Origin of the sequence: Levilactobacillus sp. LN180102 (assembly GCF_050106635.1) — a bacterium.
Taxonomy (GTDB): Bacteria; Bacillota; Bacilli; order Lactobacillales; family Lactobacillaceae; genus Levilactobacillus; species Levilactobacillus brevis.
This window is the reverse complement of record NZ_JBNIIX010000014.1, coordinates 18180-31775: the sequence shown is the minus strand read 5'-3', so window position 1 is coordinate 31775 and position 13596 is coordinate 18180. Positions and strand designations below refer to the sequence as shown.

14 protein-coding genes, 1 tRNA gene and 1 riboswitch are annotated in these 13596 nt (G+C 46.5%); of the genes, 13 read left to right on the top strand and 2 right to left on the bottom strand.

Features of this window, described 5'->3' with window-relative positions; translation table 11 throughout:
• Window positions 1-141: 141 nt before the first annotated feature.
• Window positions 142-305: riboswitch (M-box (ykoK) riboswitch) on the top strand.
• Between the two features lie 187 nt (window positions 306-492).
• Genes ACP4IT_RS09165 through ACP4IT_RS09150 form a run of 4 tightly spaced genes read left to right on the top strand, consistent with a single transcriptional unit; the run spans window position 493 to window position 4121 of the window.
• Window positions 493-1365, top strand: a complete 873-nt coding sequence (locus ACP4IT_RS09165; RefSeq protein ID WP_047021131.1) for an ABC transporter permease subunit — start codon at window positions 493-495, stop codon at window positions 1363-1365.
• Entirely contained in the window at window positions 1343-2152 is an 810-nt protein-coding gene (locus tag ACP4IT_RS09160) for an ABC transporter permease subunit (RefSeq protein ID WP_015474484.1), read from the top strand. The genes ACP4IT_RS09165 and ACP4IT_RS09160 overlap by 23 nt, the downstream gene beginning before the upstream one ends.
• Before the next feature lie 16 nt (window positions 2153-2168).
• Window positions 2169-2948, top strand: a complete 780-nt coding sequence (locus ACP4IT_RS09155) for an ABC transporter ATP-binding protein (protein ID WP_011668929.1) — start codon at window positions 2169-2171, stop codon at window positions 2946-2948.
• Window positions 2949-2960: 12 nt separating this feature from the next.
• Entirely contained in the window at window positions 2961-4121 is a 1161-nt protein-coding gene (locus ACP4IT_RS09150; protein ID WP_082265444.1) for an LCP family protein, read from the top strand.
• 6 nt (window positions 4122-4127) lie between these two features.
• On the opposite strand, the gene ACP4IT_RS09145 is transcribed toward ACP4IT_RS09150, so the two are convergent.
• Complete coding sequence (locus ACP4IT_RS09145) at window positions 4128-5525, bottom strand: PLP-dependent aminotransferase family protein (RefSeq protein WP_225367593.1); 1398 nt, start codon at window positions 5523-5525, stop codon at window positions 4128-4130.
• Between the two features lie 121 nt (window positions 5526-5646).
• Between ACP4IT_RS09145 and thiD the strand changes: the two genes are divergently transcribed.
• The 4 genes from thiD (at window position 5647) to ACP4IT_RS09125 (ending at window position 8574) form a co-directional block, all read left to right on the top strand.
• Window positions 5647-6441: a bifunctional hydroxymethylpyrimidine kinase/phosphomethylpyrimidine kinase gene (thiD, locus tag ACP4IT_RS09140; protein WP_011668926.1), complete on the top strand. Its 795-nt coding sequence runs from the start codon at window positions 5647-5649 to the stop codon at window positions 6439-6441.
• Complete coding sequence (locus ACP4IT_RS09135) at window positions 6438-6938, top strand: ECF transporter S component (RefSeq protein WP_011668925.1); 501 nt, start codon at window positions 6438-6440, stop codon at window positions 6936-6938. Before thiD ends, ACP4IT_RS09135 begins: the two co-directional genes overlap by 4 nt.
• Before the next feature lie 17 nt (window positions 6939-6955).
• Window positions 6956-7516, top strand: coding sequence for a TIGR01440 family protein (locus tag ACP4IT_RS09130; protein ID WP_011668924.1), 561 nt, complete (start codon window positions 6956-6958; stop codon window positions 7514-7516).
• 425 nt (window positions 7517-7941) lie between these two features.
• Complete coding sequence (locus ACP4IT_RS09125) at window positions 7942-8574, top strand: pentapeptide repeat-containing protein (protein WP_011668922.1); 633 nt, start codon at window positions 7942-7944, stop codon at window positions 8572-8574.
• Here ACP4IT_RS09125 and ACP4IT_RS09120 read toward each other — a convergent pair.
• Entirely contained in the window at window positions 8566-9543 is a 978-nt protein-coding gene (locus ACP4IT_RS09120) for a LacI family DNA-binding transcriptional regulator (RefSeq protein ID WP_015474479.1), read from the bottom strand. The genes ACP4IT_RS09125 and ACP4IT_RS09120 overlap by 9 nt on opposite strands.
• Window positions 9544-9724: 181 nt before the next feature.
• Between ACP4IT_RS09120 and ACP4IT_RS09115 the strand changes: the two genes are divergently transcribed.
• The 5 genes from ACP4IT_RS09115 (at window position 9725) to ACP4IT_RS09095 (ending at window position 13590) form a co-directional block, all read left to right on the top strand.
• A tRNA-Gln gene (locus tag ACP4IT_RS09115) sits at window positions 9725-9796 on the top strand.
• 136 nt (window positions 9797-9932) lie between these two features.
• Complete coding sequence (locus ACP4IT_RS09110) at window positions 9933-11021, top strand: PfkB family carbohydrate kinase (protein WP_251933111.1); 1089 nt, start codon at window positions 9933-9935, stop codon at window positions 11019-11021.
• Window positions 11022-11278: 257 nt separating this feature from the next.
• Window positions 11279-12235, top strand: a complete 957-nt coding sequence (locus ACP4IT_RS09105) for a PfkB family carbohydrate kinase (protein ID WP_426855554.1) — start codon at window positions 11279-11281, stop codon at window positions 12233-12235.
• A 16-nt stretch (window positions 12236-12251) separates the two neighbouring features.
• Window positions 12252-12944: a phosphoribosylanthranilate isomerase gene (locus ACP4IT_RS09100; protein ID WP_024855343.1), complete on the top strand. Its 693-nt coding sequence runs from the start codon at window positions 12252-12254 to the stop codon at window positions 12942-12944.
• Between the two features lie 19 nt (window positions 12945-12963).
• Entirely contained in the window at window positions 12964-13590 is a 627-nt protein-coding gene (locus ACP4IT_RS09095; RefSeq protein WP_024526192.1) for a YczE/YyaS/YitT family protein, read from the top strand.
• Window positions 13591-13596 lie beyond the last annotated feature (6 nt).

The window sequence follows — 13596 nt, the reverse complement described above, 5'->3', positions numbered from 1 at the left end:
AAGTAAAGTGACAGAATTCTAAAGGAAGCTTAAATAACGATAATAATTGGTAGCGTTACGGAGAATATGAATGGCTAACTATTGACTATTCTAATAGTTACGATTAGAATTCAGTTGTTGATTCGTGAATCAACTCAAAAAATAAATTGCAATTAGGTGAGGTTACTTTAAGAACATAGGTTGTTGCCCAGAAATGTCGAGAGACAGGAATGAGTAAAGCAGAAACTGCCGAATTAAGGCTTTTTCAAAACAACTAGACTAGTTCTTACGTCTTAAAGTGCTAAAACTCAATGAATGCGTCGATATAATACTCGCAATCCATTTTAGTTTAGGCCCATCAGCTGCAGTTTGCTGATGGGCCTTTTAGTCGCTGAACTAAGCGCAATTTAATGATAGGAAGGGGTACTTATAACGTGGTTAAAATTACCAAGGAAGTGGCAACCGGTAGTTGGAAATCTCGTGCTATGCGGGATTGGTTTAGGAATTTTGATAATGATGGGGTGGTGCCTCACGCAAATGAACCGCCCACTTAGTCAGTTACCGACACAACAACAGTTAGATGTGCTGGGATCTAAGAATTATTTCACGTTCGCGCAACTTGTCGAAGCGGCGTTAAGAACAATGACCCGCTTGTTTATTGGCATGCTGTGGTCATTAGCGTTTTCTTTAGTATTTGGCGTCATGGCGGCGCGTTACAAAACGGCTCGGTATTTTATCTTGCCGCTCGTTAATTTATTAGAATCGGTACCATTACGGGGCTTTCTCACATTTACCACGGCTTGGTTTATGGGATGGTTTCCCAATAATGTGTTGGGTGTTGAAGCCGTCGCCATCTTTGGCGTATTCACGGCCCAGGCTTGGAATATTATGTTGGTACTATATCAGTCGCTGCGGGTGACGCCGAAAGAATTACTGACGGTCGCCGATCAGTTTGGCTGTAATAGCTGGCAACGGTTTTGGCGGCTAGAATTTATTTATGCCGTTCCTGGAATCTTATGGAATATGGTTATTTCACAATCAGCCGCGTGGTTTGCCTTAGTTGCCTGTGAACAAGCCACCGTGGCGTTCCCACGGACAGAGACCTTAATTCTTCCCGGGATCGGGTCGTATATCCAGATTGCTTTGGATAGGTCGAAATTTGGCGCGGTCGCTGCGGCGCTGGGTGCCTTACTGGTCTGTGTGTTATTTACTAATGTGTGTCTTTTCCAGCCACTAATAAAGGGGACGGTTCACTATAAATACAGTACGGGCACAGATAATCAGTTACCGCCGCAGTCACGAGTCTACGATCTGGTGAGCCACGCTAAGTTACCTAAGTGGCTGCATCAGTGGGGGACATCAGGTGTCTACGTGGTGGTTGCTTAGCTTACCCCAGGTTTGGGAAAACCTGCGATTACCACAATTTATGCAGTGGTTGCATAAGTGGCTAAAGCTTTGGTTGACGCTGTGGTACTTCAGCTTAGGCTGTGCCATGGTAGGACTAATCGGATTTTTAGCGACTTATTTAAAATGGCTCAATTGGCAAACACTCATTTGGTGGACACTTTTAACAACTGGCCGGGTGTTAGCAGCGGTGGTATTATCGGCGCTGATCTTTATCCCGTTAGCAGTTTGGGTAGCTAGCAATCCGCGCCGATTAAATAGAATCCAGCCCTGGGGGCAAGTTATTGGCTCGATTCCTGCGGACGTGTATGTCCCGGTGGTGGCCCTACTTATTGTCGCAACCGGGACCACGCATCAGTGGTGGGTGATTCCACTGATTATGACCGGTACGCAATGGTACTTTTTCTTTAATGTTATTGCGGGGTACTTGGCAATCCCCGCTGACATCCAAGAAGTCACACAAGTCTTTCACCTAAAAGGTTGGCGCTGGTGGACGCGATTTTTATTTCCCTCACTTTTCCCCTACCTAATTACAGCAATCATCAATGCGGCTGGTGCTGCATGGAATGCGGATATTGCTGCTGAGTTGATTACTTGGGGAACCAAGCAATTTTCCGTTGCGGGATTAGGGGCGTATATCGCGGGTAATACGGACAATAAGCCAGCGGAAGCCACTGGGGTATTGATTATCTGTGGGTTGGTAGGGATCTGTGTCATCTTTATTTGGCAGCCCCTGTATCGGTTTGCAGAACGACGATTTCATTATTAATCGGGGAGGTAGCATCATGACAAATAGCGAATTATTAAATGTCAAACACGTCTCTAAGAAGTTTGAACACGCAGAAAAATCAGGCATTCGGCCAGTTTTGACGGATATTAATCTTGCTGTTAAACCGGGACAGTTTATCAGTATCATAGGTCCATCAGGTGTGGGTAAATCAACGTTGTTACGCATGATGGCTGGTATTAGCCGGCCGAGTACGGGGACGATTGATTTTGCTGGGAGACAGATCGTTAAGCCCAGTCAGCGAATCAGCATGGTTTTTCAAAACTTTGCGCTGTTTCCCTGGCTCACAGTACAGAAGAACATTGCGTTTGGGTTAGAGAATAGTCGGAAACGCAATCAGGGACAGATTCAGCAGAAAGTGCGTGACCTAATCAACCTGATTGGGTTGAAAGGGTTGGAAGCAGCTTATCCGTATGAGTTATCCGGTGGCATGAAGCAACGTGTTGGATTTGCCCGCGCCTTGGCGGTGGACCCTGAATTATTGCTGTTGGATGAACCCTTTTCAGCATTAGATGTGTTAACGGGGGAGCAATTAAGTTCAGACTTGATGACCTTGTGGCGACAAGGTGACCTGAATATGAAAGCGTTGGTGATGATTACGCATAATATTTCCGAAGCGGTTCGATTGTCTAATGTCATCTATGTGATGAATGGGTCTCCGGGAACCTTAGTCCGCGTGTATCGACTTAAAACGCCCGTTGAACAACGGACGGCATCACAAATTATGCGCAAAACACTTGAAATAACGCAATATTTCAAGCAGATGAATCGCAGGTAGGAGGCGTAACTAATGAAGCATGGGCAGAGCCAACATTTTCGAGTAAGGCGATTGGTTTGGTTAGTGGGAGTCTGCTTGGTGATCGTATTAATCGCCGTGACGGTTGAAGGCGTTCAGTTTTTTCAGACGTTACGTTCGTTTAAAGAAGAACAGGTTATCAAGCACCATCAAGACTTGGCTAACAAATCAGTCAGCACATTTTTGTTACTCGGACTGGATAACAGTGGGAAAAGAAAGTTATCAACTAGTCGAACGGATGGCATGATGGTGGTTATCGTGAATCATAAGACTAAGACAATAACGTTGTGCAGTTTGTTGCGAGACACGTTTACGAAGATCTATTCGCAACAATATCATGGCTATCAGCGAATTGAAACGGCCTATACGTACGGTGGTGATGCGGCCGCCGTTGCAACGGTCGAGCATTTCTTGAAGCTACCGATTGATTACTACGTGACGCTAAACTGGGATGGTTTTATTCAAGCGATTAATGATATTGGACCATTAAGCGTTCGCGTCGATCGTGCTTTTGTTGGTCAAAACTATTGGGGACACGCTGTTCATTTTAAAGCGGGACTACAGGAGATGAATGGTGCCCGCGCCTTGGCTTATGCCCGGGAGCGCCACGTCGATAATGACCAATATCGTGGCTTCCGACAACAGGCGGTGTTGTATGCGTTACTTAAACGACTCAATCAAGGGGCATTAGTCGCTAAGGGAAGTCAGATAATGGGGGATGTGAAAGGACAAGTGCGAACCAATATGTCAGAAGGAGATATGTTGAGCTTGATTAAATACCGAACGGTTCTAAAGCACTATCGAGTCAAACGCGTGACATTTCAGTGGCGCACCTTTGATACGGCCGGGCGTAGTATGGTTGAAGTTTATCCAGATAGCCGTCAACACACCATTGCTGAATTACAAGCTGCCGCCGGACGCCGGGCACCACTACCGCAAGGGCCATTTGTTACCAACGGGCACTATTTATACAATAGTGACGAGACGGTGCAGTCAGCGGCCAGCGAAGCCAAAGCCGACACCGATTATGGTAATCCACACGTTTATATTGGAGAGCCGGGTAATACTAAGACGGGACGCTTACCAGTAGAAGTACCACTAACGAATGGTTTTCGGCAATCGGACCATACGTCAACAGCGTATCCCGACCATTAATGCGGGTCAAGAAAGGCGCTGGATGAGCAGCCGTTGTTGGCGATAGTCCAGCCCTGCAAAGTTAAAGCGAAAGGCCGAACGATCAGCGCCATAGATCGGTCCCGGCGTTACTAAGAGGTGCTGCTCAAGCAAATGCTCAAAGACATTGCGGTCAGCTTGTGTTACCCAGAGGTAAAAGCCACCCAAGGGCGTGACAAAGTGCCAATCGGGGCGTAATTGTCGGAGAATGGCGGTCACATTTTGGCGGCGCTGGGCGAGCTGAGTGGTGAGCTGGGTAACGCCGAGCGAAAATTCCGGACTGTTTAGGGCGTGATCGGCCATGACCTGGGCCAATAGACTGGGAACTAAATCCAAGTTTTTTTGAACCTGGCGAATGCGTTCACCGATAGCTTGTGGAGCGACAATCCAGCCAATTCGGGTGCTAGACCCCAGCAGCTTAGACAACGAACTGATGTAGATCACATTGTCTGGTGCGAGGGCCTTAAATGGGGGAACTGCGATGTCACGATCAACCAGCCAACCGAAGACATCGTCCTCAACAATGGCGACCTGATAGCGTTGGCATAGTGCCAGAATAGCCTGACGTTCGGCTAAGGGGAGGATGCGCCCAGTTGGGTTTTGGAGTGTGGGATTTAGGATAAGTAGTTTAATCCGGTGTTTAATAATGGCGGTCTCTAACGCCGTCAAATCTAAACCAAGGGTGGTCGTTGGAATCGTGTAGGCGCGTACCCCGGCGGCGCTGAACACCGCACTGGCACTAAAGTATGACGGGGTCACGAAGGCTACCGCGTCTCCCGGTTGTAACAGGCTATTAAGAATGAGGAGGAGCGCTTGCTGGGCGCCACCGGTGATAATCAGGGACTGGCGGTCCAATGTGAATTGCTGCCGTGCGGTGTGATAGCGATTGATGGTTTGCATGAGCGGCAGATAACCCGTACGTTCCTCTTGTTGTTGGGCAGTCAAAAAGCCCTGCCAGTCTAAGGTTAAGGTTCCCAATTGGGGAATGAGGTTGGTTGGCAGCTCATTTGCTGCTGCGTCAATGAGGGGAACCGTTGCGGTAGTTCGAGCCTTGGCTAGTTTTCGTTGATACGTAGCGTGTCGGGTGGCAGTAGTATTCTCCAAGAAGGCTTGCCAGTTAACTTTATTAGCCAGTTGATTGACGTGAGGTAGTTGGGCGACAAACGTCCCGCTGCCTCTTTTTTTGACCAAGATACCCACGGCAGCCAGGTCTAATAAAGCGCGGGTAACGGTTGACCGATCAACGTGCAATAACGTTGCGAGTTCGCGTTCAGCTGGCAGACGTTGGCCGGGGAGCAGATCACCATTTTGAATGGCCTGTTTAATGAATTGCGTAATGGCGAGGTATTTAGGCTTGATGGCGGGCAGATGTGACCAATTTAGCATACGTCCAGATCCTTTCGTGGTTGCTTCTAGCATAGCATAATTGGCTGGTTTTAAAACAAGCCAATTGGTGGTTGTACTTGAGTCACAGCTGACCGATACTGGAGAGCGTGGGGGCGATCAGATGGAAAATGTCTTAACCATTGCCGGCTCGGATAGCTTAGCTGGTGGCGGTATACAAGCCGATTTAAAAACGTTTGAAGAATTACATACTTTTGGCCTGAGTGTGCTCACGAGTGTCGTGAGTGTGCTCCCGGATGAACTGAAGGCTTTTCAGTTGCCGGCTGAAGTTATGGCGACACAGTTAACATCCGTTTTTGACCAGGTCCCGATTAAGGCCGTTAAGACAGGATTACTCGGTAATTTGACAGCGCTTACTTTGGCAGTCAAATGCTTACGTTCATCCCAAATATCGGTGGTCGTTGATCCCGTAATGGTCTTTAAGGAAGGGCCGTTGCAAGTGACGCCCGAGTATTTAACGGCCTTGAAAGAGACACTGTTGCCATTGGCCACGATCACCACACCCAATCTGCTGGAAGCCCAGCAGCTAAGTGGATTAACCATTACCAATCGTGAACAGATGGTCGCAGCAGCTCGGCAGATTCAAGCGCTGGGGTGCCCTAATGTGGTCATCAAGGGTGGCAGTCGCTTGGGTGGGTCAGTGGCCCCGGATTGCTTGTTGATTGGGGATGACGTGACGTGGTTAGAAGCGCCAATCATCTTGAATGCAGCCAGCGATGGGGCAGGTTGCACCTTCTCAGCCGCAATTACCGCGCAATTGGCAAAAGGCCAGGAGCTACTTGAAGCGGTGACGTTTGCTAAAAAATTTGTGCATGCTGCCATTACACACGGCGTTGCCATTAGTCATGACTATGGTAGTGTGTGGCCTGGTGGCTGGCATCAGGTGGTGACGAAATGACCAAAGGAAGCTTAAAAGAGAACACGATTGCAGCGGTATTAATTGCCATGACGGTGGCGCTATCTATTCTCGTCGTCATTCCAATTCCGGCGACTAAAGGGATTGTTACCTTGTGCGAAGTTGGTATCTATACCAGTGCTATTTTGTACGGTCGGCGAATGGGCTTATTAGTTGGTGGCGCTAGTGGCTTTTTAATTGATATTTTGACGGGCTATCCAGTCTGGTGTCTCTTCTCGCTGGTGATCCACGGCACGCAGGGGCTAGTCGTTGGGTGGTTGCTTCCGCGACACCATAAAGGTATTAGGAGCATGCTATTACCGCTATTAGTCGGGAGCTTGGTAATGGTGATTGGGTATTGTTTGGCCACGACCTTGCTATTTGGCTGGCCAGCCGGATTGGCATCAATCTTTGGTAATGTGGTTCAAGTTGGTTTTGGTGCAGGGGTAACCCTCTCAATTGTGGGGCCTTTGACGCGGTTGAAACCAGATTTAGTATAAAAATAGGAGCGTTTAATATGACAGAAATGAACTTAGATCACTTAACACAGCAGGTTACAACGATTGTTCAAGACGTGTTGGCGGCGGCAAAATTACATCGTGGGGATGTCTTTGTCTTGGGGTGTTCAACTAGTGAGGTCGTGGGTGGACACATTGGTAAGAATTCTGATTTGGCGGTGGGCACGACGATTATTCGGGCGTTGCGTGCCCAGTTGGACCCGCAGGGGATTCATTTGGCAGTGCAGGGATGTGAGCACATCAATCGTAGCCTCGTGGTGGAACGTGCGGTAGCCGCAGATAAAGGATTTGAAGAGGTAACCGTTGTGCCCGCGCTACACGCGGGTGGGGCTTGTTCCATTGCAGCCTTTCAGCAGTTCACCGACCCAATTGAAGTCGAACACGTTGTGGCACAAGCCGGTTTAGATATTGGTGATACAGCAATTGGGATGCACGTGAAGTTCGTTCAGGTTCCCGTTCGGCCAAGTATTTTGGAACTCGGCGGGGCTCACGTGACGGCCCTCCGCTCACGGCCAAAATATGTTGGCGGTCCCCGGGCTAATTATGATCCGATTGCGTAGGTTCTCCAACTGGCGGTGAGTGTTTGTGATTGTTGTCCGCCCTCTGGTCGCGGTAAATGGGCTGGAACGTCCCGGACACGACTTTAAGCCAAGCACCCCACTTGTCTTAAAGCTCGGTCTTATCCTAAGCGCACGAAAGACGCGCCCTAAGGATAACGACGGTACTGAGCCCATTTGCCGCTTCCCGCTGGGCTACGGCGGTGTTGGATGGCAAGGAATGGTAGTCTTGTTGGATTAAAACTGATATTGCTGCAAGATTAAAGAGAATGAATTTTAATAAAAGTAGCGGTTACTGACGGAAATAACTGATCAGTAGCCGCTATTTTTAATGTTCAGCACTGCCAATTTTGGCAGATGGTGAAGCCCGGTTTAATTTGGGAACATACTTACGGTATACTAAGGTCACTGATTAAGGAGGACCTTTCATGAACGACCCGAGAATCTTACCCGCAACATTAACTGCGCAGAGCTTTTTAGCCATTACAGCTGATGAAGACCGGCAGCTACAAATGGCCCATGTACAACAGCAGACGATTGCCGACCAGTCACTGGAGCATCCGTTGATTGATCAGTGTTTATTTGAAGGGACGACGTTTATTAATGATAACTTCTATCGTGCAGAGTTAACTGATGTTATTTTTAAGAACTGTACATTGGTTAACTGTCAGTTGGAAGCGGCCAGCCTGTACCGGGTTCAACTGCAGAATTGTAAGTTGGTCGGGACCACCTTTGACCACGCGGTATTTAGAGACGTGGTCATCACGGACTGTGATTTATCATTGGCCAATCTTAATGAGGTTAAGTTCACTAGCGTCAAGATAATAGCAAGTCGATTAGTAGAAGTTAATTGCCTCGACAGCGTGATGATTAAGACTCAATTGACCCGCTGTGATTTGAATCAGGCCGATTTTTCTGGTACTGGGTTAAAGGCCCTTGATCTGAGTACGTGTGACTTTGATGAGTTACGGCTAACGGCCAATGACTTGCGCGGGTGTCATTTAAATACCGAGCAGGCGGCGTATTTCGCGCAACAGCTTTTAGGGGTTCAGTTAGCGTGAAATGGTTGTGGCCGCGAGACGAATCTCTTCCGGGAGTAAGTCGGGGTCGTCAATCTTAGCCAACAGACGGTCGATGGCTGTTTGCCCCAATTGAGCAATGGGTTGCCGCGCCGTGACAATCGGTTGGGGTAAGAAGTCAAACCAATCTTGATCGTCGAAGCCACCTAAATGAATGGGTGGGAGATCAAGCGCTGGAAGTTTGCGTAAAACTTCTTCCATGATGGTATTGTCGGCAACGAAGAGGCCATCGCATTTTTGATTAACCAGTAGCTGGCGGGTCATCTGTTGTACGTTACTATTGTCCGTTCGCGCCGTTGCCTCAATAGCAGCATCAGGCTCGAAGCCAGCCTGGGTTAGGGCTTCTCGGTAACCGGTCATGCGTTCCGTCGCTGTAAAGGAAACGGCGCTATTGATGATTCCAATTCGTTGGGCGCCTTGATGAATAAGCTCAGTGACAACAGCCCGCGTGCCCTGGATATTGTCAACCAGCACGCGATCGTAAGCTAGTTGGCCAGTAACGGGCGGCATGCGATCAACAAAGACAGCTGGTGTGTTGCCCAAAATATCAGTGTACTTAGTGGGGCCACCAGCACTGGTGATGATAATACCATCAACTTGTTTTTCTAATAACAGACTGAGTGCGTTGGCCTCTTTGGCGAGACTCTCATCGGTGTTGACCAACACAACATCATAGCCGGCTTTATCTGCGGCGTCTTCAATGGCCCGACTGAGTTTAGTAAAGAATGCATTTAAAATATCTGGGATAATGACCCCAAGGGTATGGGTATGTTGGAGTCGAATGCTACGAGCAAGGCCGTTGGGGTGATAGCCTAAGTTATTCGCAATGTTTTGAATCTTTTGGCGCGTATCGCGTTTAACTCGTGGGCTGTGAGTCAGCGCGCGGGAAACCGTTGCTTCGGACACCCCTGCAGCCTTAGCGACATCCTTAATCGTTACTTTTCCAGTCATAAAAATTCACCTCGTCACCTGATTTTATGGGCCATGTATCGTAGCTATTAATATTATGTTAGCGGTTCAAGCCGGTGGACGCAAGCCAGATTCAACGATTTTTTTTACAAAAGGTCTTGCGTTTTCCCCTAATGTAATGCTAAAATTATTTCTTGTTGGGGGTCAGGTATTGACCACTTATTGGGCTATAGCCAAGTGGTAAGGCAACGGGTTTTGATCCCGTGATGCGCTGGTTCGAACCCAGCTAGCCCAATTAGAGAAATTTATGGTGAATCCTATCGGTCAATTATGACTGATGGGATTTTTTGTACAGAAACGGTCATTTCTCATTAAAGTTAGGTATGATAGGTATAGAGACTATCATGAACGGAAGGATAAGGTGACGATGGGTGATCAGTAGAGAACAGCAAATCTTAGAGTGGATTAAGCAAAATCCAATGATTTCACAAAACGAATTGGCCAAGTTAGCTGGTATTACCCGTTCTGGTGTGGCTGCGCATATTTCTAACCTAGTGAAAAAAGGCTATATTCAAGGAAAAGGTTATGTGATTACACCACCTAAATATGTGACGGTAATTGGTGGCGCCAATATGGATGTTTTTGGTGTTGCTAAAGAACCTATTAAAAATCAAAGTTCTTATCCAGGTAATATTTACTATAAGTTAGGTGGAGTTGGTCGCAATGCGGCTGTTAATTTGAGTAAGTTAGAACTAAAGACCTATTTAATTACAGCATTAGGTGATGATCGCAATGGCGAACGAATTAAAGAAGATGCTTTAAAAAATGGTGTTGATATTAGTCATTCAACGCAAGTTAATCAAGCTGCAACGTCGACCTATATGTATGTGAATCAACCCAATGGAGATCGTATTGTCGGAATTGATGATATGGCGATTAATAGTTATCTATCGCCGGAATATCTTATGCAACAGGAACAAGTCATTAATAATTCCGACTTAATTATCATTGATTCTAATTTGCCTAAGCGTAGCATTAAGTGGCTTTATAATAATGTGCAAGTGCCGATATTTGCGAAAGCCGTTGGTCGTAATAAGATGATGAATCTTTATGATGGCATGAATCGGTTGGATACGTTGGTCATCAATGCAGTTGAAGCAACCGTGCTGACAAAAGTAACGATTACTGACGAACAAACAGCACGTATGGCAGCGGAACGATTGCTGGAACGTGGTGTCCAGAACGTTTTTATTTATATCGATGAAGTGGGTATTCTTTATCAAAGCCAGACGCAAGCCTACTTTTTTCAAGATGATGAAAAGATTCCTCGTAATACGAATGGTGCAGGTGCTGCTGCGATTGCGGGCCTAGCTTGGGCGCGGGTGAATCATCAAGATTTTTTGGAGACGGCTAAGTTTGGTGTGGCGGCGGCTTATATTACCACCGAATCATATGATGCAGTTAATCAAACAATGGCTTTGGCTAAGCTAACTGAGCAACAACAACAAATTTCAAATTAGTCGCTTAAAAAATGGTATTTCCGAAAGGAGATGCCATTTTTTTGTTTTGTGAAAGTCAGAGATTATATGGCTGTTAAATACTGAACAATAGGTGATACTGGCAGATTTAAAAATGAGCAAACTCCAAGTACTTTTGAAAGCGGATACATTTGGTGTTGACAAACCCTACCCAATGATTATATTATCTAAGTGTCAAATGACTATATGAATAAACAATTGTTTATAAATTGCTTTTAACTAAACGGGAGGCAATCTACATGAACAGTCAGAAATTACAAAGTGAAACGGGTTATGTAGTTGTGGTTGGCGGAATGAATATGGATATTTTCGGAATGCCAGACAGAAAGGTAATTGAACGTGATTCCAATATTGGCGAGATTGGCATGGCCGTTGGTGGTGTAGGTCAAAACATTGCGCAAAACTTAGCACATCTTGAGGTACCAACCTACCTCGTCACCGTTTATGGCGATGATTATAACGGGGCTTTGTTGCAACAGTCTTGTGCAGAGAACCATATCTCATTAGATCAGGCACATGAGATCAAAGGAGGTCGGTCCTCAACCTACATGTACATCACTGATGAGCATGGTGATATGCTAGTGGGTGTGAATGACATGGCGATTTGCGAACAGATTACGCCGGAATTCTTAGCAACTAAGTTAGACTTCATTAATCACGCTGATATTTGTTTGATTGATGCCAATATTTCCCAGCAAGCCATTGATTGGCTTGGCAGTCATGTAACGGTTCCATTATTTGGAGATACCGTATCAGTGACCAAGGCGCACCACTTCGAGCACATTTTAAATAAGCTGCATACGTTAAAGCCCAATGCGTTAGAAGCATCACTGCTGAGTGGCGTGAAAGTTACGGATACACGATCTGCTGAGGCAGCAGTGGCTGTCTTGTTGGATAAGGGTGTGCAAAACGTTTTTATTTCATTGGGAGCAGATGGTATTCTGTGTGCCAACCAGCGTGAAATGGTCCACGTGCCGATTCTAAAAACCGATATTGTTAATGCCAATGGTGCTGGTGACTGTGGTATGGCAGCAATTACTTGGAGTTACTTTACGAATCCGGAACGTGAGCTACAGGCGACTGGGCAAATTGCTCAAGCAGCCTCTAGCATTGCATTAGAAAGTACAAAGTCGGTGCCAGATATTACCCCGCATCAAGTTAGCCAAAAATTAGAAGCACTCACAATTTTAAATTAAGAAGGAGCGATTTTTTATGATTAAGCAAATTTATTCTTTAATTCAATATGACGAAGCTGTTAAGACGATGGCGGCCGGTGCCGATAACATCGGATTAGTACCGATGCAACACGGTGGCGTTCCTGCTCATCGGGTACCGTTGGATCGCGTCCACAAAATCTTCGATGAAGCCAAGCGCCGTGGCGTGACCTCCGTTGCCATTATGTTGACGAATGATCCCCAAGAGATGATTGACATTGCTGAAAAGGTTCAGCCAGATATTTTGCATATTGCCGGAGATGGTTATGCTGCTGATGCCGAATTTGCTAAGCGGCTAAAGGCAGTGGCACCACATACAGAACTCATGCAGGCCGTGTTAGTGGACAATGAAGGTGCCATTGATCGGGCTAAACACTTTGAAGATTTTGTTGACTATATTCTCTTAGATTCTGGCTTGGCGCATGATACCGGTATTGGTGCTAGCGGAGAAACCCATGATTGGAACATCGATGCCAAGATTGTCCAGGAAGTTAAGGTACCGGTGATTGAAGCTGGTGGTTTAGGACCTGATAATGTTGCGGCCGCAATTGAAAAGATTCGACCATACGGGGTTGATTCGTTGACTAAGACGAGTATCAAGTATGAGGGCGGTAATATGGAGAAAGATATTGATAAGGTTAAGGCCTTTTGTCAAAATGCAGATGCTGCAGCTGAAAAGTTAGGATTATAAATATTAGGAGGGCGGTGAAATGTCAGCAAGGTATACACCGAAGACCATCGCATTAGCGCTTCTTGGTATTTTCCTAGTTTGCATGGGAGTGGCTTTTAATAACAATACGCAGCTTGGTAATGACCCGGTGGGCATTATTTATGATGGTTTGCGAACGACATTTCACTTAGAACAAGCACAGTTGGGGACCGTTTCGAACTATTTGAATGTTGTTTTGATTATCGGATTATTCTTCATGGGTCGTCATTATGCCAGTTGGGGAACCCTGATGTATCTCGTTCCTTATGGGGTATTTGTCTCAATCGGGTCGGCTCTATATCCCATGATTTTTACATCAACGACGTTACTTGGGCGATCGTTAGGTGGCTTGGTCGGTATTTCCTTATATTACTTAGGAATTAGTTTGTTTGTAGCGGCCGACATTGGTGTGGACCCGTTTAGCGGGTTCATGTTGACGTTGCGGGATAAGACCGGTTGGAGCATGCGCCGTAGCAAAATAACATTTGATGGCGCTCTGATCATCATGGGCGTTTTATTGGGCGGTAAGTTTGGCATTATTACGATTTTAACGGCCTTAACGACGGGACCAACGATTCAGGCATTAAGTAGTATTTTTCGTAAGCGCCTTATCTTGAGACAAAATTAAGGAGGA